Origin of the sequence: Streptomyces humidus (assembly GCF_014649655.1) — a bacterium.
In the GTDB taxonomy this organism is placed as follows: Bacteria; Actinomycetota; Actinomycetes; order Streptomycetales; family Streptomycetaceae; genus Streptomyces; species Streptomyces humidus.
The window spans coordinates 1-24,993 of record NZ_BMTL01000011.1 but is presented as its reverse complement, the minus strand read 5'-3'; the positions used below and the strand labels follow the sequence as shown (position 1 = coordinate 24,993).

Below are 24,993 nucleotides of genomic sequence, written 5' to 3'. Positions count from 1 at the left end.
AAGGAGTCCGATGTTCACCTTCGACAGCGAAGACGGCGTCCAGATCCACGTGCACGTATGGAAGCCGGACACCCCACCGCGAGCCGTCGTCCAGATAGCCCACGGCATGGGAGAGCACGCCGGCCGTTACGCCCCCCTCGCGGCGGAGCTGACCGCTCAGGGATACACCGTCTATGCCAACGATCACCGCGGACACGGGCTGAGCAGGCACGCCGAGCCCGGTCATCTCGGGGACGACGGCTGGAACCGACTCGTCAGTGACATGGCCACCCTGTCGGAGACCATCCGCGAGCAGCACCCCGGCCTGCCCCTGGTGCTGCTCGGGCACAGCCTCGGTTCCTTCGCCTCGCAGCAGTACGTCCTGGACCACTCCCACTTGATCGACGCGCTCGCTCTCGCCGGCACCACCGCGGTCGACGTCATGCTCGCGGCACAGGCGCGGGACGCCGCGGAGGGAGGAAACCCGTTGCTCGCGCTCAACCAGGCGTTCCAGCCCAGCCGCACGCCGTTCGACTGGCTCAGCCGGGACGAACCGGCCGTCGACGCCTACCTCGCCGACCCCATGTGCGGCTTCAGCCTCGACGCCCAGGGCATGGCCGACATCACCATCGCCTCGACGTCACTTGCCCAGCCCAAGGGAATCCCGGCGGATCTGCCCATCTGCGTCCTGGTCGGGGATCACGACCCGCTGAACGCCGATCTCTCACTCAGCAACCTGCTTGTCGAACGCTACGGCGAGGCCGGCCTCAACGACGTGACGTATCTCAGATACCCCGAAGCCCGCCACGAACTGTTCCACGAGACGAACAGACAGGAGATCGTCAGCGACCTGCTGGCCTGGCTGAACCGCGTCCTCGCCCGCTGACCCCGGCGCTGGGGACAGCGTCCCGGGGACCGCGAACGGTTACGGGGCGGGCGGCTGCCAGGCAGACGGCCACATGCGGGTTGGCCCCTCGCCGTCGACGCGGTGAAGGTGTCCTTGTTGGCAGGCTTGCCGGTCACATTGCCCCGGACGACGTCGACTCGGGCCAACTTTGATATCACCGCGCCCAGCTGGGGTCGCCGGTCAGGGCCACGTTGACGGTCCGCGTGACCTTGGTGTCCTCCGAAGCGCGCTCGTGTCCTTGACGTTTTCGCAGGTCAGATGAGGTTGCCCATACGGGGGCCGCCCGATTGCCTCCGCCCCGACGAACTCCAGCCCGTGTCAGCCTGTTCCTTCGAAGGGCCTGTGAAGTCGGAGATCAACGGGATGGCCAGAGGTCGTCAGTTGTGCCCCGGGCCCGGCCGCTGAGGGTTTCCGGTCGTCACATCGTCCATGACGCCGACAGCAGCCGACCCCCTGTCGGCGCGGATGCCGACTGCTCCCTCGACGACCGGCCGGGCCAACCCCACTGACCGCCCGGCGATCTGGCCAACCGAACCATGGGGAGCCCGGCGAGAGCTCGGTGTGCCCCTTCAGGACCGTTTCCTCTTCGGGCCGTTTCCTCGCCTCGGGCCTGCGCACCAGGCGTACGGCATCCTCGCCGCCTCCACTGTCGGCGCCATGGACGGCAGCCCATGCCGCGTGCGTAGCAAATGAGACAACGATTCGGCCCGGCGACACCCTCAGCTGGACCCACCTTCGCCGTCCCGGCCCCTGTACGGCCCCTGAGTCTTGGCATCGCGCCTCAGGGCAGTCGCCCGGACAGCGAGCGACAACCAAGATCACCCACTTCGCCGCAGGTCAGACGGGTTGGAGCTCCCCCGACCACCACCGGACCCCAAACCCACGAGCAGCGGATTCAGTCCGTCCAGGCAAAGTTGACGCTCAGACACCCAAAAACAAACGTTTCCGCAGGTCAGCGACCTGCACAGGTGGGGCGGGTGGGACTCGAACCCACGGCCGACGGATTATGAGTCCGCTGCTCTAACCGGCTGAGCTACCGCCCCATAGCGGCGTGTCGCGTACATGCGTGCGCGCCGTCTGCCGCAGCATAGCCGCTCATACGATCTCACGCTCCGGCTGGCCGACCTTGCCGCGACCGCGAGGCCGACACCTCTGGCCTGCACGGTTGTCATCCACGTGACACCCACATGAAAAAGGACCCCCACGGGGTCCTCGTTCACGATGCTCCCCCGACTGGACTCGAACCAGTAACCTGCCGGTTAACAGCCGGCTGCTCTGCCAATTGAGCTACAGGGGACCGAGCTCCCCCGACTGGACTCGAACCAGTAACCTGCCGGTTAACAGCCGGCTGCTCTGCCAATTGAGCTACAGGGGAATGCCTCGTTGCATCGATCGTGCCTGCCTGGGTAATCGCCAGGAAGCGCTCGCTCGCTGCGACACATACATTAGCGCAAGCAGGGGGGTGCTCCGCCAATCGGTTCCCCCCGGCACCGTCGCCGTGCCAGGGACCAGCACGAGGGAAGGGTGGCAGTCATGCGCTACAAGCTCACGTTCGTCGTCGGACTGGCTCTGGGTTACGTACTGGGCACGCGTGCCGGGCGCGAGCGCTACGAGCAGTTGAAGAAGTCCGCCCGGCAGGTCGCGCAGAACCCCGCCGTGCGCAACACCGCCGAGACCGCCGCCCAGCAGGGCCGGCAGTACGCGGGCAAGGCGTACCACGCGGTCAGCGACAAGGTCGGCGACCGGATGCCCGAGTCGGTGTCCAGCCGGGTGCGCTCGCTGAAGGAGCGCAGCACCCACAACGGCGGGGACGACGACTGGGGCAGCAGCACCACCTAGCCGCGCCCCCCGGCTCCCACGTCCGGCTCCACGGTGCGGCAGTCCTTTTCTACGGGGAAACGCCACGCCCCCGGAAACCTCTGGGGGCGTGGTGAGCTGCGCCACCAGGCACGACGCGGCGGCGCCCGCCGGACAGCCGTGACCCCGGCGGCGCCGGACGGCGAGACCCGAGCGGAGAGTGCGGCAGAATTTTCACCATGGGGATAGTCGCCGGGTTGGACAGTTCGCCCGATTTCACTCGTATCGTCGTCTGCGACGCGGACACCGGAGCCGTGCTCCGGCAGGGATACGCGCCGCATCCGGTGGAGAGCGCCGAGGGCGGCGGGCGGCCCTCCGACGTCGATCCGCAGGCCTGGCTGCTGTCCCTGGGCGAGGCCGCGGGCGGCGGGCTGCTGGAGGGGGTGCAGGCCATCGGCGTGTCCTCACAGCAGAACGCCCTCGTGCCGCTGGACCCGCAGGGCAACACCGTGCGTCCGGCGATGGTCGGCGGGGACAAGCGCGCGCAGGTCGCGGCGGCGGACCTGGTCGACGCGCTCGGCGGGCGCGAGGCGTGGGCGCAGGCCGTGGGGTGCGTGCCGCAGGCCGCCCATCCGGTGACCAAGCTGCGCTGGCTGGCGAAGAACGAGCCCGAGGCCGCCGCGCGGACCGCGGTGCTGCTGCAGGCCCACGACTGGCTGGTGTGGCAGTTGCTCGGGCGGCCCGTGAGACGCACCACCGATCGCGGCGGGGCCTCCGGGACCGGTTACTGGTCGCCCGCCACCGGCGGTTATCGGCCTGATCTCGTGGAGCTGGCGCTGGGTCACCAGGTGATGCTGCCCGAGGTGATCGGGCCGTCCGACGCGGCCGGCACGACACCCGAGGGACTGCTGATCTCGGCCGGGACGGGCGAGACGATGGCCGCGGCCCTGGGACTGGGCATCGGGCGGGGCGACGCGGTCGTGTCGCTCGGCGCCTCCGGCTCCGTGATGGCCGTGCACCCCGAGGCGCTGGTCGACCAGAGCGGGATGATCACCTCCCTGGCCGACGCGACGGGGATGCATCTGCCCGTCGTCACCACCCTGAACGCGGTGCGGACGCTGCGGGGGGCCGCCGAGCTGGTGGGAGCGCCCGATCTGGAGGCGCTGTCGGATCTGGCGATGAAGTCGACTCCGGGGTCGCACGGCCTCGTCATGCTGCCCTATCTGGAGGGCGAGCGGACCCCCAACCTGCCGCACACCGCCGGGACGCTGGCGGGGCTGCGACGTGAGTCCATGAAGCCCGAGCACTTCGCGCGGGCCGCGTTCGAGGGCATGCTGTGCGGGCTCGCGGACGCGCTGGACGTGCTGCGCGGCCGGGGGGTCGACGTGCGGCGGATCTTCCTGCTCGGGGCCGCGGCGGAACTGCCGGCGGTGCAGGCGGCGGCACCGGCGCTGTTCGGGGCCCAGGTGGTCGTGCCTCAGCCCGCGGACTACGCGGCGATCGGGGCGGCCCGGCAGGCCGCGTGGGCGCTCGGCGCCTCGCAGGGCACCCTGGATCCACGGACCCCGCCGGCCTGGCAGGGGGCGGCGGCGCAGGTTCTGGACCCGGGCGAGGAGCTGGCGGTGGGCCAGGCGGTGCGTCAGCAGTTCGTCTCGGTGCGGGAGCAGACGCATCCGGGGGCGTTCCGCGCGTGAGGGGCTCGCTCGACCGCACCGGGGCACGGGAAGCACCGGATGCACCGGGCGTATCCGGAGTACCGGGTGGACCGGGAATACCGGGTGGACCGGGAGTACCGGTGGGAGCGGGAGCGCTGGGGGTGCGGGGGGAGCATCGGGGTCACCGGGTGCGCCCGGTGCACCACCGTGCGCGGTCCACGGCCGTAAAAGGGCTGCCTTCGGCTTAATCGGTTGAGGTAACGCGGGGTAGGTGTCCGACGATAGGGGCCAGGGGCAACGAATGCCTCTCCCCGCCGACTCCGAGAGACGTAGCGTGCTCATACGACTGCTGAGGACCTACCTCAGGCCCTACCGAAAACCCATCAGCCTGCTGGTGCTCCTGCAACTGCTGCAGACCTGCGCCACCCTCTACCTGCCCACGCTGAACGCCCACATCATCGACAACGGCGTCGTCAAGGGGGACACGGGGTACATCCTGTCCTTCGGCGGCGTGATGATCGCCATCTCGCTGGCGCAGGTCGTGTGCAACATCGGCGCCGTGTACTACGGCGCGAGGACCGCCTCCGCGCTCGGCCGCGACGTACGGGGGGCCGTCTTCGACAGAGTGCAGTCCTTCTCCGCCCGCGAGGTCGGCCAGTTCGGCGCTCCCTCGCTGATCACCCGGACCACCAACGACGTCCAGCAGATCCAGATGCTGGCCCTGATGTCGTTCACGCTGATGGCGTCGGCGCCCATCATGTGCGTGGGCGGCATCGTGCTGGCGCTCGGCCTCGACGTTCCGCTGTCCGGGGTGCTGGTCGCCGTGGTGCCGACCCTGGGCATCTGCGTGACGCTGATCGTGCGGCGGCTGCGTCCGCTGTACCGGTCCATGCAGGTGCGGCTGGACACCGTGAACCAGGTGCTGCGCGAGCAGATCACCGGCAACCGGGTGATCCGCGCCTTCGTCCGGGACGAGTACGAGCAGCAGCGCTTCCGCAAGGCCAACGCCGACCTCACCGACATGTCGCTGAAGAGCGGCAACCTGCTGGCGCTGATGTTCCCGGTGGTCATGACGACGGTGAACCTGTCGTCGATCGCGGTGGTCTGGTTCGGGGCCCACCGGATCGACAGCGGCGGGATGCAGATCGGCGACCTGACCGCGTTCCTCGCCTATCTGATGCAGATCGTCATCTCCGTGATGATGGCCACCTTCATGTTCATGATGGTGCCGCGCGCGGAGGTGTGCGCGGAGCGCGTCCAGGAGGTGCTGGACACCTCGTCGTCCGTGGTGCCGCCCCTGGCCCCGGTCACCGAGCTGCGCCGGCACGGGCATCTGGAGATCCGGGGAGCCGGGTTCCGCTACCCCGGGGCCGAGGAGCCCGTCCTCAAGGGCATCGGGCTCGTGGCCCGCCCCGGCGAGACGACGGCCGTGATCGGCTCGACCGGCAGCGGCAAGTCCACGCTGCTCGGGCTGGTCCCCCGGCTGTTCGACGCGACCGAGGGCGAGGTCCTCGTCGACGGGGTCCCCGTGGCCGAGGTCGAGCCCACCCTGCTGGCGAAGACCGTCGGTCTCGTACCGCAGAAGCCGTACCTGTTCGCGGGCACGATCGCGACCAACCTGCGCTACGGCAATCCCGACGCCACCGACGGGGAGCTGTGGCACGCGCTGGAGGTGGCGCAGGCCAGGGACTTCGTCAGCAAGCTGGAGAACGGGCTGGACTCCCCCGTCTCGCAGGGCGGCACGAACGTCTCCGGCGGCCAGCGGCAGCGGCTCGCCATCGCCCGGACGCTCGTGCAGCGGCCGGAGATCTACCTCTTCGACGACTCCTTCTCCGCTCTCGACTACGCGACCGACGCGGCGCTGCGCGAGGCGCTCGGCCGGGAGACCGCCGAGGCGACCGTCGTGATCGTCGCCCAGCGGGTGGCGACCATCCGCGACGCCGACCGGATCGTCGTCCTCGACGAGGGCCGGGTCGTCGGAGTCGGCTCGCACCACGAGCTGATGGCGGACAACGAGACCTACCGGGAGATCGTGCTCTCCCAGCTCACGGAAGCGGAGGCAGCCTGATGGCCGGGCCCATGGGGCGCATGATGGCCGGCGGCGGTCCCGAGACCCGCTCGCTGGACTTCAAGGTGTCCGGCAGGCGGCTGCTCGCCCGGTTCCGACCGGAACGGCTCACCCTCTACGCGATGCTGTTCTGCGTCGTCCTGAGCGTCGGCCTCAACGCGGTGGGGCCGAAGATCCTCGGCAGGGCCACCGACCTGGTCTTCGCGGGCATCGTCGGGCGGGAGATGCCGGCCGGGGCGAGCAAGGAGCAGGTGCTCGACTCGCTGCGCGAGCGCGGCGACAGCGGTGTCGCCGACATGCTCAGGGGCACCGACTTCACCCCCGGCAAGGGAATCGACTTCGACGCGGTCGGCGAGGTCCTGCTGTTCGCGCTCGGGGTGTTCCTGGTCGCCGGTCTGCTGATGGCGGTGGCGACTCGCCTGGTCAACAGGGCCGTCAACCGGACGATGTTCCGGATGCGCGAGGACGTGCAGACGAAGCTGTCGCGGCTGCCGCTGTCGTACTTCGACAAGCGCCAGCGTGGCGAGGTCCTCTCCCGCGCGACGAACGACATCGACAACATCGGGCAGACGCTCCAGCAGTCTCTGGGGCAGCTCGTCAACTCCCTGCTGACCATCGTCGCCGTGCTGGCGATGATGTTCTGGGTGTCCTGGCTGCTCGCGCTGGTCGCGCTGGTGACGGTGCCGCTGTCGGCGCTCGTCGCCACGCGCGTGGGCAAGCGGTCGCAGCCGCACTTCGTGCAGCAGTGGCGCTCCACCGGCAAGCTCAACGCCCACATCGAGGAGATGTACACCGGCCACACGCTGGTGAAGGTGTTCGGCCGCCAGGAGGAGTCGGCGCAGCAGTTCGCCGAGCAGAACGACGCGCTCTACGAGGCCGGCTTCCGGGCGCAGTTCAACAGCGGGGTCATGCAGCCGCTGATGATGTTCCTGTCCAACCTCAACTACGTGCTGGTCGCGGTGGTGGGCGGGCTGCGCGTCGCGTCGGGCGCCCTGTCCATCGGCGACGTGCAGGCGTTCATCCAGTACTCCCGCCAGTTCTCGCAGCCGCTGACGCAGGTCGCGTCGATGGCGAACCTGGTGCAGTCGGGCGTCGCGTCGGCGGAACGGGTCTTCGAGCTCCTGGACGCCGACGAGCAGGGGGCGGACCCGGTGGCGGCGGAGCAACCCCGCGAGCTGCTCGGACGGGTGGCGCTGGAGCACGTGTCCTTCCGGTACGACCCGCAGAAGCCGCTCATCGAGGACCTGTCGCTGACGGTGGAGCCCGGCCACACGGTCGCCATCGTCGGACCGACGGGCGCCGGCAAGACGACGCTGGTGAACCTGCTGATGCGGTTCTACGAGGTCTCCGGCGGGCGCATCACCCTCGACGGCGTGGACATCGCGCGGATGTCCCGCGACGAGCTGCGCGCCGGGATCGGCATGGTCCTCCAGGACACCTGGCTGTTCGGCGGCACCATCGCGGAGAACATCGCGTACGGCGCGTCCAGGGACGTCACCCGGGGCGAGATCGAGGAGGCGGCGCGGGCCGCGCACGCCGACCGGTTCGTGCGCACCCTCCCCGACGGCTACGACACCGTGATCGACGACGAGGGCAGCGGGGTCAGCGCCGGTGAGAAGCAGCTGATCACCATCGCGCGGGCGTTCCTGTCCGATCCGACGATCCTGGTGCTCGACGAGGCCACCAGCTCCGTCGACACCCGCACCGAGGTGCTGATCCAGAAGGCCATGGCCAAGCTGGCGCACGGGCGGACGTCGTTCGTCATCGCGCACCGGCTGTCGACCATCCGGGACGCCGACACGATCCTGGTGATGGAGAACGGCTCGATCGTCGAGCAGGGCGCGCACACCGAGCTGCTCGAGGCCGACGGCGCCTACGCGCGGCTGTACAAGGCGCAGTTCGCCCAGGCGGTGGCCGAGGTGGACTAAGCGGTGACCGAGGTGGACCAGGCGGTGACCGAGGCGGACCGGGCGGCGGCCGGGGCGGGCCGGCACCGTCCGGCGCCTCGGGGCGCGCCGCGTCGGACGCCTCGGGGGGCCGCTCGCGTCGGGGGACGACGAGCGGCTCCGCGGGGCCGCCCCGGCTCAGTCGAGGTAGCCGCGGAGCTGGTCCGCGAACGCGTGGTCCCTCAGCTTGTTCAGGGTCTTCGACTCGATCTGCCGGATCCGTTCGCGCGTCACGCCGAAGATGCGGCCGATCTCCTCCAGGGTGCGCGGCCGTCCGTCCGCCAGCCCGTAACGGAGCTGGACGACCTTCCGCTCGCGTTCGCCGAGTGTGGAGAGCACGGCGTGCAGGTGCTCGCGCAGCAGCAGGAAGGCCGCCGACTCGACGGGGCTGGCGGCGTCGCCGTCCTCGATGAGGTCGCCGAGGGCCACGTCGTCCTCCTCGCCCACCGGGGCGTGCAGGGAGACCGGTTCCTGGGCCAGGCGCAGCACCTCGCCGACGCGCTCGGGCGGCAGGTCCAGCTGCCCGGCGACCTCTTCGGGGGTGGGTTCGTAGCCGCGCTCCTGGAGCATGCGGCGCTGCACGCGCACGACCCGGTTGATCAGCTCGACGACATGGACCGGGACGCGGATGGTGCGGGCCTGGTCGGCCAGCGCGCGGGACATGGCCTGGCGGATCCACCAGGTGGCGTAGGTGGAGAACTTGTAGCCGCGTGCGTAGTCGAACTTCTCGACGGCGCGGATGAGGCCGAGGTTGCCCTCCTGGACGAGGTCGAGCATGGTGAGCCCGCGGCCGACGTAGCGCTTGGCGACGGAGACGACGAGGCGGAGGTTCGCCTCGATGAGGCGGCGTTTGGCCATCCGGCCCATGACGACCAACCGGTCCAGGTCCAGGGCCAGTTCACTGTCCAGGTCGGACGCGCCGCTCAGTCTCTCCTCGGCGAACAGGCCCGCCTCCACCCGCCGGGCGAGCTCGACCTCCTCGGCGGCGGTGAGCAGCGGGATCCGGCCGATCTCGCGCAGGTACTGCCGGAACAGGTCCGAGGAGGGGCTGCCGCTCTCGGTGGCGCGGGCGCGGGGCGGACTCTCGACGGGCTCCGGTTCCGGGCCCTCTTCGAGAGCCTCGGCGGGCGGGTCGGCAGGCTCTGCCCCCGTCTCGGCCTCTGCGTCCGTCTCTGCGTCCGTCTCGGCCTCTGCGTCCGTCTCGAGTGCTGGCTCGGCCTCGGCCTCTGGTCCGGCCTCGATCTCGGGGTGGTGCGCGGTGCGGTTCTGCGGCGGGACCGCGGCCAGGACGTCGGTGTCGGCGTCCGGTTCCGTGGCGTCGGTCGGGCTTTCGGCAGTGCGGTCGGTCTGGGTCAGGGTCCGGGTCTGGGTCTGCACGGGGGCGACCTCCAGGATGATCGCTGCTGAGGTGAGCGGCGGCGCTGCTCCGGGGGCCGCTCCGAGGACTCAGGCACCGGGACCAGTGTGGGGTACGACACAACCTCGCCACGAGGGGCGTGCGGTGACTTTTTGCGTCCGGACCGTGACCACGCGGTTACCGTGCCGCGGGCGGCTGCTCAGAGCGCGGACGGCCCCTCGTGCTGCAGCGCCCTGTCGTACCTGGTCAGAATCATCATCTCGTTCTGGACGGCGGCCGACTGGGCCGGGTCCGTGTGGCCGAGGCGGGCCAGTGTGCTCTGCAGTTCGGTGAGCCGCCGTTGCACGGCCCGGCGGCGGACGGTCACGAGCTGCTCGCCCGCGTAGTTCTCGTCGACCGTGCGACGCATGATCGCCTCGACGGCGAGCTCGGTCACCATCGCCCGCACCGCGTCGTCGGGCGCGGCCTCCCGCACCCGCACGAGGTACTCCGGCCCGTCCTTGACGCCCCATTCGGCGCCGCCCGCGTCCATGACGGCCTGGCGGACGGCGGCGTAGGGGGCGGCGGTGAACTCGTCGACGCCGTACGCGTCGAACGCCGGGGAGACCAGTTCGGGGCGCTGCAGGGCGAGTTTGAGCAGCTCGCGCTCGGTGGCGTAGACGGCGTTGCGGAGGTTGAGGGCGGGACCGCCGGCGGCGGACCGGGGAGCGGCGTCGTAGGGCTGGGGACCTCGCCCGGCCGGCGCGGGGCCCTTGCCGCCGCGGTCGCGGACCCAGCGGGCCAGCTGGGCGACGCGCTTGACGACGAACTGGGTGTCCAGGATGCCGAGCATGCCCGCGAGCTGGACGGCGACCTCGTGCTGGGCGCCGCTGTTCTTGATGCGGGCGACGATCGGCGCGGCCTCGTCGAGGGCTGCGGCGCGGCCCGCCGGGGTGTCGAGGTCGTAGCGGACGACGATCTGGCGGAGCGCGAACTCGAAGAGGGGGGTGCGGGGTTCCACGAGGTCGGCGACGGCCTCGTCGCCCTTGGCGAGGCGCAGATCGCAGGGGTCCATGTTGTCCGGCGCGATGGCGATGTACGTCTCGGCGGCGAACTTCTGGTCGTCCTCGAAGGCGCGCAGGGCCGCCTTCTGGCCGGCCGCGTCGCCGTCGAAGGTGAAGATGACGCGGGCGCTGCCGTTGTCCATCAGCAGCCGGCGCAGGATCTTGATGTGGTCGCCGCCGAAGGCCGTTCCGCAGGTGGCGATGGCGGTGGTGACGCCGGCGAGGTGGCAGGCCATGACGTCGGTGTAGCCCTCGACGACCACCGCGCGGGACGACTTGGCGATGTCCTTCTTCGCGAGGTCGATGCCGTAGAGGACCTGGGACTTCCGGTAGATCGCGGTGTCGGGGGTGTTGAGGTACTTCGGCCCGTTGTCGGTCTCGTAGAGCTTGCGCGCGCCGAAGCCGACGACCTCGCCGCCGATGTCGCGGATGGGCCACATCAGACGGCCCCGGAAGCGGTCGATGGGCCCGCGGCGGCCCTCCTGGGCGAGCCCGGACAGGAGGATCTCCTTGTCGGTGAAGCCCTTGCCGCGCAGGAAGCGGGTGAGGTGGTCCCAGCCCTGGGGGCTGTAGCCGACGCCGAAGTGGACGGCGGCGGCCTGGTCGAAACCGCGCTCCGCGAGGAAGATCCGGCCGGTGTCGGCCTCGGGGCTCACCGCGAGCTGTTCGGCGTACCAGTCGGCGGCGGCCTTGTGGGCCTCGACCAGGCGGATGCGTTCGCCGCGCTGGTGGGCGGGGTTGTAGCCGCCCTCCTCGTAGCGCAGGGTGATGCCGGCCTGGGCGGCGAGGCGCTCGACGGCCTCGGAGAAGGTGAGGTGGTCGACCTTCATCACGAACGTGATGGTGTCGCCGCCCTCCTGGCAGCCGAAGCAGTGGAAGAGCCCCTTGCTGGGGCTGACCTGGAAGGACGGCGACTTCTCGTCGTGGAAGGGGCACAGGCCCTTGAGATTGCCGCCGCCGGCGTTGCGCAGCTGGAGGTACTCGGACACCACGGCGTCGATCGGGACCGCGTCCCGAACAGCCTTCACGTCCTCGTCGTTGATCCGTCCTGCCACGTGGCGATTCTACGGGGGTGCGGCGACATCCCCGGCGAGCGGTGACGGTGCGCGGGCCGTGACCTGCACGGTTCCGCCGCGCGGACGCGACCTGCCGCAACCGGCCCACGCCCCGCCCCGAGCCGGGCTCGGCTCGGGGCGGGGCGGGGCGGGGCACCGGGGCGCGGGGCCGGGCACCGGGTGCCGGGCGCCGAACGGGGGTGGGTGCTAGGCGCTGAGGCTTTCCAGCGGTACGTGGGGGTCTGCCAGGGCCTCGGTGTCCACGGCGGTGCGCGAGGCGATCAGCTTCTGGATCGGCTCTGTGACGTCCCACACGTTCACGTTCATCCCCGCCAGGACGCGGCCCTCCTTGACCCAGAACGCGATGAACTCCCGCTTTCCCGCGTCGCCCCGGATCACCACCTCGTCGTACGTGCCCGGCGGGGCCCAGCCGCTGTATTCCATGCCCAGGTCGTACTGGTCGGAGAAGAAGTAGGGCACGCGGTCGTACGCGGCGGCCCTGCCGAGCATGGAACGGGCGGCCGCCGGGCCGCCGTTGAGGGCGTTGGCCCAGTGCTCCACCCGCAGCCGGGTGTCGAAGAGGCCGTGCGGGAAGGACGCGACGTCGCCGGCCGCGTAGACGTCCGGGTCGGAGGTGCGCAGCGAGGAGTCCACCGCGACGCCGCCGCCGTGGGCGCGGTCGGCCAGCTCCAGGCCCGCCGCCTCCGCGAGCGCGGTCCGCGGGGCGGCGCCGATCGCCGCGAGGACGTCGTGGGCCGGGTGCTCCTCGCCGTCGTCGGTGCGGGCGGCCAGGACCATGCCGTCCTGGCCGACGATCTCGGTGAGCCGGGCGCCGAAGTGGAAGCGGACGCCGTGCTCGCGGTGCAGGTCGGCGAAGAGTGCGCCCAGCTCCGGGCCGAGCACGCCGTGCAGCGGGGTGGGCTCCGGTTCGACGACGGTGACCTCGGCGCCGTATTCGCGGGCCGCGGCAGCGACCTCCAGGCCGATCCAGCCGCCGCCGGCGATCACCAGGTGGCCGTTGTCGCGGCCGAGGGCGGCCAGGACGCCCTTGAGGCGCTCGGCGTGCGCGAGCCGGCGCAGATGGTGCACGCCCGCGAGGTGGGTGCCGGGGACGTCGAGCCGGCGGGGCTCGGCGCCGGTGGCGATGAGCAGCTTGTCGTAGTGGGCGAGCGTGCCGTCGTCCCCGAAGCGGACCGTCTTCGCGACGCGGTCGATCGCGTCGACGGTCTGCCCGAGGTGCAGCTCGACGTCGTTCTGCGCGTACCAGGCGGGCTCGTGCACGAAGACGCTCTCGCGCGTGTCCTTGCCGAGCAGATACCCCTTGGACAGCGGCGGCCGCTCATAGGGATGGTCGCGTTCGTCGCAGATCAGTATCACGCGGCCCGTGAAGCCCTCCGTCCGCAGCGTCTCGGCCGCCTTGGCGCCGGCCAGGCCTCCTCCGACGATGACGAATGTCTGATCCGCGTCGACCACGTGATGCCTCCTACCCGGGGGTCTGGGGGGTGTCCCCCAGATGACACTGTGCGTGCCGCCGCATCCGAGCGTCCCGCACGGAGCGTGATGGGGGAAGGGGGACGTGCCCGATCAAGGCACGCGGGCTCTCGTTCGGGCCCGTTTGGACGCATCGGGCGCGCCCTCGGTCACGGTCTCGGGCGCCCGGTGAGACGAGCGTGCAGCGAGCGGGCCGAGGCGTCGGTGAGGGAGGCGATCTGGTCCACGACGACGCGCTTGCGGGCGCGGTCGTCGGGCGCCCGGTCGAACAGGGCGCGGAACTGGGGGTCGAGGCCTTCGGGGGCGCGCGCGGTGAGGGCGTCGGCGAGCTCGCTGATGACGACGCGCTGGTCGGCGCGCAGCAGTGCCTGTTCGGCGCGCTGCATGACGTACCGGTCGGCCACCGCCTTGAGGACCGCGCACTCCAGGCGCGTCTCGTGCGGCACGACGAGTTCGGCGTCGTAGCGGGTGAGCGGGCCCGTGCCGTGCCGGGCGCGGGTGGCGCCCTCGGCGGCGAGGCAGAAGCGGCCGATGAGCTGGCTGGTGGCGTCCTTGAGGCGGGCCTGGGCGACCGCCGTGCCGTCGTAGACGTGCGGCCACCATTCCTGGTCCTGGAGGCGGTCGAGGGCTGCCGCGAGTTCGGCCGGGTCGGTGCCGGCGGGGACGTAGCGGCCGACGGCGACCCGGAAGACCTCCTGGCGTTCCGGCTCGGCGTGCAGGCAGCCGGGGTCGATGTGCCCCGCGTGCAGGCCGTCCTCCACGTCGTGCACCGAGTACGCCACGTCGTCCGCCCAGTCCATGACCTGTGCCTCGAAGCAGGTGCGGGTGCCGGGGGCCTCCTTGCGGACCCAGTCGAAGACGGGCCGGTCGTCCTCGTAGACGCCGAACTTGGGGGACGCCGGGTCGGTGGGGTGGGCGCCCCGGGGCCAGGGGTACTTGGCGGCGGCGTCGAGGGTGGCCCGGGTGAGGTTGAGGCCCACGGAGCCCTCGGGCGTGAAGCGCTTGGGCTCGATGCGGGTGAGGAGCCTGAGCGACTGGGCGTTGCCCTCGAAGCCGCCGCAGTCCCGCGCGAAGTCGTTGAGCGCCTGTTCGCCGTTGTGGCCGAAAGGGGGGTGGCCGAGGTCGTGGGAGAGACAGGCCGCCTCGACCAGGTCGGGGTCGCAGCCCAGGGCCGCGCCGAGTTCACGCCCGACCTGGGCGCACTCCAGGGAGTGGGTGAGGCGGGTGCGCGGGGTGGCGTCCCAGGCGTCCGTGCGAGCGCCGGGCGTCACCACCTGGGTCTTGCCGGCGAGTCTTCTCAGCGCCGAGGAGTGCAGGATGCGGGCGCGGTCGCGTTGGAAGGCGGTGCGGCCAGGGCGTTTGTCGGGCTCCGCCGCCCAGCGTTCCGTTGACGGCAAGTCGTAGGGCATGCCTCGACAGTAAGCGGCGGCGGTGACAATCGGGCGCCGCCCGGCTGCCCGGATGCGGTGCTCCGGCGGCTCACGGAGCGCGTACGGGCGGTCTCACCCGCGGCGGGCCGCACCCCGCCCCGGTGCGGCGCCCCGTCAGGCCGCGCTGCTCTCGGCCCCGGCCGCGAGCGCCCGGTCGTAGCGGTGGAGCAGCAGCTCGGCCATCGCCGGGTGGGTGCCCAGGGGAGCCGACGCGATCCGGTCGGCCGCCTGCGCGCATTCCGTCGCGAAGCGGCCGGGAGCGGTGAAGCAGGAGGCGACCGCCACCCTCTCGCGGCCCCTCGCAGCCAGCGCGCGGACCGCCGTCGTGACCGTCGGGGCCGCCGTCGACGCGTAGGCGGGGACCACCGGGACGCCGAGCCGTCCGGCCAGGAGCCGGGCGGTGCGGCGGGTGTCGACGGCGGAGTCCGGGTCGCGGGAACCCGCGGCGGCGAGGACGACCGCGCTCGCGGCGCGCTCCGCCGGCGTCATGTCGGTGCGCCAGCCCGCCTCGACGAGCCGGGCGAGGAGGGCGTCGGCCAGCAGGGGGTGCGGGCCCAGCGGCGCGGCCACGCGCGTGCGTACCCGGGCCGCCGCCGCCGTCTCGGGGATGTCCCGCTTGACGTGGTGGCCGCGGGCCAGGAGCAGGGGGACCAGGACGGCGTCCGCCGTGCCGCGGGCGTCGAGCTCGGCGAGGGTGTCCGTCAGCAGCGGCTCGTTGAGCTCGATATGGCCCAGGCGCACCGGCAGACCGGGCCGGCGGGCGCGGACGTCGTCCAGGAGGGCGCGGACGGTGCTCAGCGCACGAGGGTCGCGGCTGCCGTGGGCGACGACGACCAGCGTGGGCCGGCAGGCGTGCCGGCGGACGTCGAGCTGGACGAGGCTTGGCTGGCTCATGCGTCCATCCTGACGGCACGAGGTTGCACTCCCGTTGCCTGACCGTCACGAGTGTTTTCCGGCCGTTCACGGCGGTCCCGCCGCCGGTGTGAGATGCGGCGCGCGGTGCGGGCGCGAACCGGATCACCGCCGGCTGCGTCTTCCAGGCCGGAAGGATCTTCCGAACCGTCCGCTCGTCCGCTCGTTCTGCTTTCCGGGCGGTTCGAGCCGTCCGACCTGGGGGACCCCGTATGAACATCCGTCGGCCGCGGTTGCCGCGCACCCGCGCCGGTCGGCGCCGCTGGGTGCAGGCCGTGATGGCGGGGTGCGTGCTGGCGCTGCTGCCGGCCACCTGGCTGTACGTGTCCACGGCCGGGCGGCTGGGCACCACCGCCGACGCGCCGCGCACCGATGTCGCCGTCGTGTTCGGCGCCGGGCTGTGGGACGGCGAGCCCTCGCCGTATCTCGCGCACCGGCTGGACGCGGCGGCGAAGCTCTACCGGGCGGGGCGGATCGAGGTCGTCCTCGTCACCGGCGACAACAGCCGCGAGGACTACGACGAGCCCGACGCGATGCGCGCCTACCTCACCCGGCACGGGGTGCCGGACGCGCGGATCGTCAGCGACTACGCCGGCTTCGACACCTGGGACTCGTGCGTGCGGGCCAAGAAGATCTTCGGTGTGGACCGGGCCGTGCTGATCAGTCAGGGCTTCCACATCCGGCGCGCCGTCGCCCTGTGCGAGGCGGCGGGGGTGGACTCCTACGGCGTCGGCGTCGACGCGAAACACGATGTGACCTGGTACTACGGAGGCGCCCGGGAGATCCTCGCGGCCGGCAAGGCGGCCCTGGACGCGGCGTTCGAGCCGGACCCCCGCTTCCTCGGGCCGAAGGAGCGGGGAGTGGCGCGCGCGCTCGGCTCCGCGGGGTGACTTCACCTGCCGATCGGCGGGACGGCTCCCTGGGGCGGCCGATCGGCGAGTGGGGGCCGTGGGCGACGACCGGACCTGGGGCCGGGCGGCCGGGTCGCCCAGCCACCCAGCCACCCGGCCGCCCAGCCACCCGGCCGTCCTGCCGTCCTGCCGTCCTGCCGTCCTGCCGTCCTCAGCGTCCCCGGAACACCGGAGGCCGCTTCTCCAAGAACGCGGCCATCCCCTCCTTCTGGTCCTCGGTCGCGAACAGGGCGTGGAACACCCGGCGTTCGTAGCGGATGCCGTCGCGCAGGCCGCTCTCCAGGGCGTGGTCCACGCACTCGCGGGCCGCCCGGACGGCGGTGCGGCCGTAGGAGGCGACGGTCGCCGCCGCGGCCAGCGCCTCGGGCAGGACCCGCTCGTCGGGCACCACGCGGGAGACCAGACCGCACGCCTCCGCCTCCCGTGCGCCCATCGTGCGGCCGGTGAGGACGAGGTCCATCGCCTTGGCCCGGCCGATCAGCCGGGTCAGCCGCTGGGTGCCGCCGATCCCCGGGATCACCCCGAGCCCGATCTCCGGCTGGCCGAACACCGCCGACTCCCCCGCGATCACCAGGTCGCACATCATCGCCAGCTCGCAACCCCCGCCCAGGGCGACGCCGTTCACGGCCGCGATCTTCGGGATGCGCAGATCGGCGAACTCCTCCCACGCGCGGAAGTAGTCCTCCTGCGCCATCTCCACGGCCGTCTTGGCCGCCATCTCCCTGATGTCGGCCCCGGCGGCGAAGGCCCGTTCCGACCCGGTGACGACGAGGCAGCCGACCGTCGGGTCCGCGTCCAGCGGGCGCAGGACCGCGAGGAGTTCGGCGAGCAGTGCGGAGTTCAGGGCGTTCAGCACGTGCGGGCGGTGCAGACGTACGGTCACGACCGCGCCCTCGCGTTCCAGCTTCAGGTTGTCCGTCGTCACCGTCACCGGCATCGTCTCCATCTCTGTCTCCCTGTCCGTCTCCGTGGTCCTCACGAGTCCCAGATCGCGCCGTACGCCGGAATTCCGCGTCGTTCCAGCCCGTGCACCACCTGCCAGGTCAGCTTCTTGTTCGAAATGCAGATCACCGCCTCCGCGCCGAAGTCGCGGTACGCGGCGTAGGCGAGCGCGACCATGTCCGGCTTGCCGTCGCGGGAGGTGTCCCAGACGACGGCCTGCGGCTGCACGGCGAGGATCTCGTCGACGAGGGCGTCGCCGTAGGTAGCCCGGGGGTCCCGCGTCGCCCAGACCAGGCGGGAGGGCACCTGGGCGGCCAGCAGGTGGGGCAGACAGGGCCCGATGCCGCTGCCGGTCGCCACGTACACCACCTTCGTGAACAGGACCTCGATGTTGGCGACGCCCGCGGTGGTGATGCCCTTCGTCCACACCTTCGACGGCAGGTCGTCGATGAAGGAGCCGGTCCAGTCGCCGGCCCGGGAGATCGTGAGCCGGAAGCCGGACTCACCGGGGGCGGGGACGTTGGCGAAGGAGTGCCACTCCTTGAGGGGGCTGCGGCTGATCGCGGTCGAGGAGCCGGCGAACGGGGTCACGCCGTAGTCGAAGCGGGCCAACGCCACGTGCCGCGAAGGGCGTTCGGTTCGGACGTCGACCCGGCGCAGCCGCAGCCAGGGCAGCGCCACGCTGAACGTGACGAGCGTGAGGACCGACAGGGAGAGGGGTCCCGGCGCCGCCATCAGGGTGTGCGTCCAGAAGAGGGCGAGCGCGCTCCAGCCGCCGAAGCGGTGGATCCTCTCGAAGGCGTCGTGGCGGCGGGAGCGGAAGGGAGGCAGCGCCGTCGCGACGATCACCGCGAGGAGGGCGGTCAGCGTCCAGCTCACGGCCGCCAGGGGCCCGTCGGTCGTCCTCAGCGTCAGCGCCAGGAACCACGCCGCTCCGGCCAGCGCCGCGCCCACGTGCAGTCCGCCGAAGTGGTAGACCTTGCCGAGCGTCCGGCGCAGCCGCAGCGGCCAGTGCGTGGGGGCCGAAGTCGCCAGCCGGAAGAGGAGGTTGACGACGTACTGCTGGCGGATCAGCACGGCCAGCGCGAGGTTGGCGAGGGCGGCGTGGCCCAGGGAGCGGTCGGACAGGGGCCGGCCCGCGTACACGTATGCCAGGTTGAGGGCGACGACCAGGGCCGCGAGACGGTTGTGGTGCATCAGCCGGGGGTGCGCGAGAAGGCCGCGCAACTTTCCCTTCGGGGGCGGGAGTTCGGTCTCGGTCCGGTTCAGCGATGTCGTCACCGGGCACCCACCGTCGGCCGCTCCTGGACCATTCGCAGCAGCGCCTGCTTGTCGATCTTGCCGCGATCGGTCTCGGGCAGAAATGGCAGGGGCATGACACTCTCGGGCACGCAGTAGTACGGCAGCGCCTCGGCGACCGCGCGGCGGGCCGCGGCGGGGTCGACGTCCGCCGGACAGACGAAGGAGACCAGGGTGCGCGCGTCCCGCCGGAGGGTCACCGCGCGGGCGCAGCCCGGGACGCCCTCCAGGACCGAGGACACGGAGTCCAGTTCGACCCGGAAGCCGCGCACCTTGACCTGGTCGTCGGTGCGGCCGAGATGCTCCAGCTCGCCGTCGGCGGTCCAGCGGCCGAGGTCGCGGGTGCGGAACATCCGGTGGTCGCCGCCGAGGAAGGGGTCGGGGGCGTACCGCTCGGCGTTCAGCGCCTCGTCGCCCAGATAGCCCGCGGAGACGCAGTCGCCCCCCGCCCACATCTCGCCGACCTCGCCGATGGGCAGCGGGCGGCGGTCGGCGTCGAGGACGTAGACGGTGTTGTTGGGGGTGGGGCGGCCGATCGTCAGCAGCGGGGCGGCCGGGTCGTGACGGCTCATCGTGTTGACGATCGTCGTCTCGGTGGGGCCGCAGCAGTTGAAGAAGTCGGCGCAGCGGGCCCAGCGGTCGGCCAGCGGGCGCGGGCAGGGCTCCCCCGCGACGGCCACCACGCGCACCCGGGGGCAGGCCGCCGGGTCGATGCCGGACAGGACGGTCGGGGTGGCGATCAGCACGGTGGCCGTGCGCGCGGTCGCGGCGATGTCCCTGCCCCGGACGACCAGGGTGGCGCCCTGCGCGAGGCAGCCCAGGATCTCCCAGGCCGCCATGTCGAAGGCGATGTTGAGGAGTTGGGCGACCCGGTCGCCGGGGCGGATGCCGAGGTCGCCGGGAGCGGTCAGGAGGAGGTTGGCGACGTTGCGGTGGGTGACCTTCACGCCGTTGGGGCGTCCGGTGGTGCCCGAGGTGAACAGGACGTAGCAGCCGTCGTCGGGGGTGACGCGGCGGCGAGGGGCCGGGGCGGGCCCGGCGGACTCGCCGGAAGATCCGTCGAGCGGGTGGCCGGAGAAGCCGTCGAGCGGATCGCCGAAGGGGCCGCCCAGGGAGTCGGCGAGGGGGGCGGCGAGCGGGCCGGCGACGGTGTCGGCGAGCGGGCCGCCGCGGGGGCCGTCGAACGGGTCGTCGAGGGCGATCACGCGCGGGCCGGGCGGGATCTTCGACGCGTGCTCGCGCCCGGTGAGGACGACGGCGGTGGCGGCGGCGCGGACCACGTGCTCGAGCTGGCCGCGGGGGGCGATGCCGACGTCCTGCGGGACGTAGGCCGCGCCCGCCTTCAGGACGGCGAGCAGGCCCACCACCATGGCCGTCGAGCGGCGGACGAAGAGGCCGACGTGGTCGCCGGGACGGACGCCCTCGCGGGCCAGCCGGGCGGCGAGGGCGTCGGCGCGGCGGTTCAGCTCCGCGTAGGAGAGGGTCGTGCCCTCGTGTTCCACGGCGATCGCGTGCGGGGCGGCGAGCGCGTGCCGTTCGACGGCGTGGTGGATCAGCGGATCCGGGACGGGGACGGCCGGGCCGTGGCCGTACTGACGGAAGAGACGCCGGTCGCGGGGGGTGAGGTGGCGCAGAGGCATGACGGAGAGACCTCCAGGCTGCTTCGAGTGTCGGTGACATGTCCGGGGGCGGCGGCAGGCCCGGAATTTCGAACGCCGTGCGGGGTCGTGCGATGCCGTGCGGTCGCGCGGGACCGTGCGGGGTCGTGCAGGCTCGCGCGGGGTCGTGCGGGTTTTGAGCGTCGACTGTACTGCCGCCCCTTCATCTTTCAACCAGGTGCGACCGGCCAACTACCGACAGGGAATGAGTCACGTGTGGCGTCTTCCGCCGCAGCGGCAACTTCCGCACGGCCCATGACGACTCCCGTGGGGTGCTGTGCGCCCGGCGCGGGAGCTCCTCACGCGCGCCGACGGCGGGCGGGGAGGGCACCACCACACCGCCGTAACAGGAGACCGCACGGCGCGTAACACGGCCGAAGCACGCTGAAACGCATGCAGACCGCCTCGACGCCCACTCACTGCCCGTACTGCGCCCTGCAGTGCGGGATGACCCTGTCGCCCCTGCCCAAGGGGGGCGTCGAGGTGGTCGAGCGCCCCGACTTCCCGGTGAACCGGGGCGCGCTGTGCGGCAAGGGCCGCACGGCGGCGGCGGTGCTCTCCTCCCGGGTGCGGCTGACCTCCCCCCTGGTGCGCTCCGGGGGCTCGCTCGTACCGGCCACCTGGGAGGAGGCCCTGGACCGGATCGCCGGGGAGCTGGGCCGGGTGCGGGACGCGCACGGGGCCGACGCGCTCGGCGTGTTCGGCGGGGGCGGGCTGACCAACGAGAAGGCGTACACGCTCGGCAAGTTCGCACGGGTCGTGCTCGGCACCTCGCAGATCGACTACAACGGCCGCTTCTGCATGTCGTCCGCCGCGGCGGCCGGTGTCAGGGCGTTCGGGCTCGACCGGGGACTGCCCTTCCCGCTGGAGGACGTCCCGCGGACCGGGTGCGTGATCCTCGTCGGGTCCAACCTCGCCGAGACCATGCCGCCCTCGCTGCGGTTCTTCAGCGAACTGCGGGAGAACGGCGGCACGTTGATCGTGATCGACCCGCGCCGCACGAAGACCGCCGAGCAGGCCGACCTGCATCTCGCGCCCCGGCCCGGCACCGACCTCGCGCTGGCTCTCGGCCTGCTGCACCTGATCGTGGCCGAGGGGCGGGTCGACGAGGAGTACGTGCGCGAGCGCACCGTCGGCTGGGAGGAGGCCCGGGCGGCCGCGATGGCCCACTGGCCGGAGTACGTGGAGCGGATCACGGGGGTTTCCGTTCCGCAACTGCGGGAGACCGTACGGCTGTTCTGCGAGCCCGAGGCAGCGATGGTGCTCACCGCGCGCGGGCCCGAGCAGCAGGCCAAGGGGACCGACACGGTCGGGGCGTGGATCAACCTGTGCCTGGCGACGGGCCGGGCGGGACGGCCGCTCAGCGGGTACGGCTGTCTCACCGGCCAGGGCAACGGACAGGGCGGACGCGAGCACGGCCAGAAGGCCGACCAGCTCCCCGGCTACCGCAAGCTGGACGACCCGGCGGCGCGGGCGCACGTGGCCGGGGTGTGGGGCGTGGACCCCGACTCGCTGCCCGGCCCCGGACGCAGCGCCTACGAACTGCTGGACGCGCTGGGCACGGACCTGCGCGCGCTGCTGCTCATGGGGTCGAACCCGGTGGTGTCGGCCCCGCACGCCGCGCACGTCGAGAAGCGCATCGGCTCCCTCGATTTCCTCGCTGTCTGCGATGTCGTGCTGTCGGAGACGGCGGCCCTCGCGGACGTCGTCCTGCCGGTCACCCAGTGGGCGGAGGAGACGGGGACGACCACCAGTCTGGAGGGCAGGGTCCTGCTGCGCCGGCAGGCGGTCACCGCCCCCGACGGCGTGCGCAGCGACCTCGAGGTGCTGCACGAGCTGGCGGCCCGGCTGGGCGTCGAGAAGGGTTTCCCGGTCGAGCCCGAGGAGGTCTTCGAGGAGCTGCGGCGGGCCAGCGCGGGCGGCGTCGCGGACTACTCGGGGATCACCTACCGCAGGCTCGCCGAGGAGAACGGGGTGTTCTGGCCCTGCCCGGCACGGGACGACGAGCCGGCGCCCGGCACGCCCCGGCTCTTCCTCGACCGGTTCGCCACACCGGACGGCCGGGCCCGCTTCGTGCCGGTCTCGCACCGGCCGAACGCCGAGGAGCCGGACGACGACTACCCCGTGCTGCTCACCACCGGGCGGGTCGTCGCGCAGTACCAGTCCGGCGCGCAGACCCGGCGTGTCGACGAGCTGAACGCCGCGGCCCCCGGCCCGTTCGTGGAGCTGCACCCCCGGCTGGCCGCCCGGCTCGGGGCCGCCGAGGGCGACCGGGTGGCGGTCGTGTCCCGGCGCGGACGCGCCGTCGCCCCGGCCCGGATCACCACGGGCATCCGCCCGGACACCGTCTTCATGCCGTTCCACTGGCCTGGCGAGGGCCGCGCCAACACCCTGACCAACCCGGCCCTGGACCCCACCTCCCGCATGCCGGAGTTCAAGTCCTGCGCGGTACGCCTGGAACTCGCCGAGTAGAGGCCCGCCGACCTGCCGGGGTCTGCCGGGGCAGCCTGCCGTCGTCTGCCGTGGTCTGCTCGGCCTGCCTGGGCCCTCCGCGGCCGGCCGGGGCGAGCGGGTGGTGGTCAACGGCATCCGGCGGCCGGCATCCGGTGACCGTCAGGCGGTGACCGTCATCCGGTCGTCGTCCAGCCCGGGATCGTGGGCAGGACCTGCTGCGCGACGCGCAGCAGTGCCGTGTCGTCCGGGCGCATGCGGTCCTGGCGCCAGATGGTCAGCTCGTACGAGCCGCCGCGGTCCTTGGCGTCCGGGGCGACGATCAGCGCCCGGGCGACGCTGCCGGGGCCGGTCTCCGACTTGCCCCCGCCGAGGTCGAAGCGGATGGCGATCGTCTGGGTCGAGTAGAGCACCGCCGGGTGGCCCGCGACCGTCTGCTCCCGCGCCTCGCTCAGCAGGTCCGCCGTCCCGGCGATCGGAAGGTGGTCGTAGGAACGCGACAACTGCACCGTGTAGGTGTCCAGTTGGACGGTCGCCTCGGGCGTCGGGATCTGCTTGCCGCCCTTCGGGCCGACCGAGCCGTCACTGCCGTAGGCCGTCAGCGCGCGCTCGCGCGGGGTGCCGAGCAACGTCGGCAGGTCCGCCCGGTTCAGCGCCGTGCACAGCTGCGTCCCGGAGACCCGCCGCGCCGCCTTCGCGGCCGCGTCGGCCTTGCGGTCCTCGTCGTCGGCCGAGCAGGTCGCCGGCTTGTCGTCGGCCTTGGCGTCGTTCTTCTGGAGCACGAACAGCGCGCCTCCCAGCGCGCCGACCACCACCAGCGCCGCTATCGCCTGAGCCCACGGGTTCGGACCCTTTTCGGGCGCGGCAACGTCTTCGCTCATGTCCCCCACTGTCCCCACTGTCCCGGGTGCCTCCGGCACCCGGCCCCCCCTGCTCGCGCCGGATGTGCGCGGAGGGAGCGTAACGGGTGACCCGGCCGCGGGGAAGCGGGATTTCGACCATGGGGCGACGCAGGAGCGGCCCACCGTGTGTGCGAGGCGGGCCGCTCGGATTCCCGGGCGCCCGGGGACGCTTCCCCGGGCGCCCGGGGCGGACTCAGTTGACGTTGACCGCGGCCCAGGCCGCCGCCACCGCGTTGTACTCCGTGCTGCCCGCGCCGTAGAGGTCCTTGGCCGCGCTCAGGGTGGCCGTCCTGGCCCCGGCGTAGTTCGTCGAGGACGTCATGTAGACCGTCAGGGCGCGGTACCAGATCGCGCCGAGCTTGTCGCGGCCGATGCCGGTGACCGTCGAGCCGTTGGACGTCGGGGAGTTGTAGGTGACCCCGTTGACCGTCTTCGTGCCGCTGCCCTCCGCCAGCAGGTACGCGAAGTGGTTGGCGACGCCGGAGGAGTAGTGGACGTCGAGGCTGCCGACCGAACTGCTCCAGTAGTCGGCGGACTTGCCGTCCTTGCTGGGCTTGTCCATGTAACGCAGGGCGTCCTTGCCGAACCCGGAGCGGACGATCTTCTCACCGATCAGGTAGTCGCCGACGTCCTGTGCGTTGGCCGCGTGGAACTCGACCAGCGTTCCGAAGATGTCCGACGTCGCCTCGTTGAGGCCGCCCGACTCGCCCGAGTAGGTCAGCTTGGCGGTCTTCGAGGTCACGCCGTGCGACATCTCGTGGCCGGCCACGTCCAGGGCGACCAGCGGGCCCAACTGGGTGCCGTCGCCGTCACCGTAGGTCATGCAGAAGCAACTGTCGTCCCAGAAGGCGTTGTTGTAGTTGTTGCCGTAGTGGACGCGGTTGTAGGAGCCCTTGCCGTCGTTCCCGATGCCGTTGCGGCCGTGCACGTTCTTGTAGTAGTCCCAGGTCGCGTCGGTGCCGTACTGGGCGTCCACCGCCGCCGTGGAGCGGTCCGCGGCGGCGCCGGTGCCCCAGTGGTTGTCGGCGTCCGTGAACAGGGTCGCGGGGGCGCGGCTGATGCAGATCCCGAAGATGCACAGGTCGGTCTTGTTGGCCGCGTCGCCGGTGTAGGTGTTGCCGCGCGTGGGGTCCTTGAGCTGGTACGCCGATCCGGAGAGGGTCGTCTCCAGCGGAACCGTGCCGCCGTAC

The 24,993-nt window shown here is 72.2% G+C and carries 17 protein-coding genes and 3 tRNA genes; 7 read left to right on the top strand and 13 right to left on the bottom strand.

Annotated elements, in window-relative coordinates; genetic code table 11:
• The first annotated feature begins 10 nt into the window (after positions 1–10).
• Positions 11–865, top strand: coding sequence for an alpha/beta hydrolase (locus IE239_RS14750; RefSeq protein WP_190149757.1), 855 nt, complete (start codon positions 11–13; stop codon positions 863–865).
• Between the two features lie 990 nt (positions 866–1,855).
• Here IE239_RS14750 and IE239_RS14745 read toward each other — a convergent pair.
• From IE239_RS14745 to IE239_RS14735, 3 genes are all read right to left on the bottom strand, one after another.
• Positions 1,856–1,929: transfer RNA gene (locus IE239_RS14745), tRNA-Ile, on the bottom strand.
• 181 nt (positions 1,930–2,110) lie between these two features.
• Positions 2,111–2,183: transfer RNA gene (locus IE239_RS14740), tRNA-Asn, on the bottom strand.
• Between the two features lie 5 nt (positions 2,184–2,188).
• Positions 2,189–2,261, bottom strand: a tRNA-Asn gene (locus tag IE239_RS14735).
• A 158-nt stretch (positions 2,262–2,419) separates the two neighbouring features.
• On the opposite strand from IE239_RS14735, the gene IE239_RS14730 reads away from it, so the two are divergent.
• The 4 genes from IE239_RS14730 (at position 2,420) to IE239_RS14715 (ending at position 8,334) form a co-directional block, all read left to right on the top strand.
• Positions 2,420–2,725, top strand: coding sequence for a YtxH domain-containing protein (locus IE239_RS14730; RefSeq protein ID WP_190149756.1), 306 nt, complete (start codon positions 2,420–2,422; stop codon positions 2,723–2,725).
• A 197-nt stretch (positions 2,726–2,922) separates the two neighbouring features.
• The gene (locus IE239_RS14725) at positions 2,923–4,377 is read left to right on the top strand and encodes a xylulokinase (RefSeq protein ID WP_190149755.1); all 1,455 of its coding nucleotides are present in this window, start codon (positions 2,923–2,925) and stop codon (positions 4,375–4,377) included.
• Positions 4,378–4,672: 295 nt separating this feature from the next.
• Positions 4,673–6,406, top strand: a complete 1,734-nt coding sequence (locus IE239_RS14720) for an ABC transporter ATP-binding protein (RefSeq protein WP_190149754.1) — start codon at positions 4,673–4,675, stop codon at positions 6,404–6,406.
• The gene (locus IE239_RS14715; protein WP_190149753.1) at positions 6,406–8,334 is read left to right on the top strand and encodes an ABC transporter ATP-binding protein; all 1,929 of its coding nucleotides are present in this window, start codon (positions 6,406–6,408) and stop codon (positions 8,332–8,334) included. Before IE239_RS14720 ends, IE239_RS14715 begins: the two co-directional genes overlap by 1 nt.
• A gap of 156 nt (positions 8,335–8,490) precedes the next feature.
• Here the strand turns inward: IE239_RS14715 and IE239_RS14710 are convergent, their stop codons facing one another.
• The 5 genes from IE239_RS14710 to IE239_RS14690 form a co-directional block, all read right to left on the bottom strand.
• A complete protein-coding gene (locus IE239_RS14710; protein WP_190149936.1) occupies positions 8,491–9,750 on the bottom strand; it encodes an RNA polymerase sigma factor in 1,260 nt (419 codons plus the stop codon).
• Positions 9,751–9,908: 158 nt separating this feature from the next.
• Entirely contained in the window at positions 9,909–11,807 is a 1,899-nt protein-coding gene (gene dnaG / locus IE239_RS14705; RefSeq protein ID WP_190149752.1) for a DNA primase, read from the bottom strand.
• Between the two features lie 207 nt (positions 11,808–12,014).
• Positions 12,015–13,280 (bottom strand): NAD(P)/FAD-dependent oxidoreductase, encoded by a 1,266-nt coding sequence (locus IE239_RS14700; RefSeq protein WP_190149751.1) that lies wholly within the window; start codon positions 13,278–13,280, stop codon positions 12,015–12,017.
• A gap of 167 nt (positions 13,281–13,447) precedes the next feature.
• Positions 13,448–14,707: a deoxyguanosinetriphosphate triphosphohydrolase gene (locus IE239_RS14695; protein ID WP_190149750.1), complete on the bottom strand. Its 1,260-nt coding sequence runs from the start codon at positions 14,705–14,707 to the stop codon at positions 13,448–13,450.
• A gap of 135 nt (positions 14,708–14,842) precedes the next feature.
• Positions 14,843–15,622 carry a sirohydrochlorin chelatase gene (locus tag IE239_RS14690; protein WP_190149749.1) on the bottom strand — a complete coding sequence of 260 codons (780 nt, stop codon included), beginning with the start codon at positions 15,620–15,622 and terminating at the stop codon, positions 14,843–14,845.
• A 230-nt stretch (positions 15,623–15,852) separates the two neighbouring features.
• On the opposite strand from IE239_RS14690, the gene IE239_RS14685 reads away from it, so the two are divergent.
• Entirely contained in the window at positions 15,853–16,530 is a 678-nt protein-coding gene (locus IE239_RS14685; protein WP_190149748.1) for a SanA/YdcF family protein, read from the top strand.
• Between the two features lie 172 nt (positions 16,531–16,702).
• Here the strand turns inward: IE239_RS14685 and IE239_RS14680 are convergent, their stop codons facing one another.
• From IE239_RS14680 to IE239_RS14670, 3 genes are read right to left on the bottom strand one after another with little or no spacing between them, the layout of a single operon-like run.
• A complete protein-coding gene (locus IE239_RS14680; protein WP_308435393.1) occupies positions 16,703–17,497 on the bottom strand; it encodes an enoyl-CoA hydratase-related protein in 795 nt (264 codons plus the stop codon).
• 29 nt (positions 17,498–17,526) lie between these two features.
• Complete coding sequence (locus IE239_RS14675; protein ID WP_190149747.1) at positions 17,527–18,774, bottom strand: FNR domain-containing protein; 1,248 nt, start codon at positions 18,772–18,774, stop codon at positions 17,527–17,529.
• A complete protein-coding gene (locus IE239_RS14670) occupies positions 18,771–20,432 on the bottom strand; it encodes an AMP-binding protein (protein WP_190149746.1) in 1,662 nt (553 codons plus the stop codon). The genes IE239_RS14675 and IE239_RS14670 overlap by 4 nt, the downstream gene beginning before the upstream one ends.
• 411 nt (positions 20,433–20,843) lie before the next feature.
• On the opposite strand from IE239_RS14670, the gene IE239_RS14665 reads away from it, so the two are divergent.
• Positions 20,844–22,922: a molybdopterin oxidoreductase family protein gene (locus IE239_RS14665; RefSeq protein WP_190149745.1), complete on the top strand. Its 2,079-nt coding sequence runs from the start codon at positions 20,844–20,846 to the stop codon at positions 22,920–22,922.
• 155 nt (positions 22,923–23,077) lie between these two features.
• On the opposite strand, the gene IE239_RS14660 is transcribed toward IE239_RS14665, so the two are convergent.
• Positions 23,078–23,782 carry a DUF6215 domain-containing protein gene (locus IE239_RS14660; RefSeq protein ID WP_190149744.1) on the bottom strand — a complete coding sequence of 235 codons (705 nt, stop codon included), beginning with the start codon at positions 23,780–23,782 and terminating at the stop codon, positions 23,078–23,080.
• A 214-nt stretch (positions 23,783–23,996) separates the two neighbouring features.
• The coding region (locus tag IE239_RS14655; RefSeq protein WP_190149743.1) for a M4 family metallopeptidase at positions 23,997–24,993 on the bottom strand (997 nt) is incomplete at its 5' end.

Excerpts from the sequence above, each read along its gene's own strand:
- IE239_RS14665 (WP_190149745.1), top strand. The coding sequence starts at position 20,844 with ATGCAGACCGCCTCGACGCCCACTCACTGCCCGTACTGCGCCCTGCAG.
- IE239_RS14695 (WP_190149750.1), bottom strand. The coding sequence starts at position 14,707 with ATGCCCTACGACTTGCCGTCAACGGAACGCTGGGCGGCGGAGCCCGAC.
- IE239_RS14670 (WP_190149746.1), bottom strand. The coding sequence starts at position 20,432 with ATGCCTCTGCGCCACCTCACCCCCCGCGACCGGCGTCTCTTCCGTCAG.
- IE239_RS14750 (WP_190149757.1), top strand. The coding sequence starts at position 11 with ATGTTCACCTTCGACAGCGAAGACGGCGTCCAGATCCACGTGCACGTA.
- IE239_RS14690 (WP_190149749.1), bottom strand. The coding sequence starts at position 15,622 with ATGAGCCAGCCAAGCCTCGTCCAGCTCGACGTCCGCCGGCACGCCTGC.
- IE239_RS14725 (WP_190149755.1), top strand. The coding sequence starts at position 2,923 with ATGGGGATAGTCGCCGGGTTGGACAGTTCGCCCGATTTCACTCGTATC.
- IE239_RS14730 (WP_190149756.1), top strand. The coding sequence starts at position 2,420 with ATGCGCTACAAGCTCACGTTCGTCGTCGGACTGGCTCTGGGTTACGTA.
- IE239_RS14680 (WP_308435393.1), bottom strand. The coding sequence starts at position 17,497 with ATGGAGACGATGCCGGTGACGGTGACGACGGACAACCTGAAGCTGGAA.
- IE239_RS14715 (WP_190149753.1), top strand. The coding sequence starts at position 6,406 with ATGGCCGGGCCCATGGGGCGCATGATGGCCGGCGGCGGTCCCGAGACC.
- IE239_RS14685 (WP_190149748.1), top strand. The coding sequence starts at position 15,853 with ATGAACATCCGTCGGCCGCGGTTGCCGCGCACCCGCGCCGGTCGGCGC.
- IE239_RS14660 (WP_190149744.1), bottom strand. The coding sequence starts at position 23,782 with ATGAGCGAAGACGTTGCCGCGCCCGAAAAGGGTCCGAACCCGTGGGCT.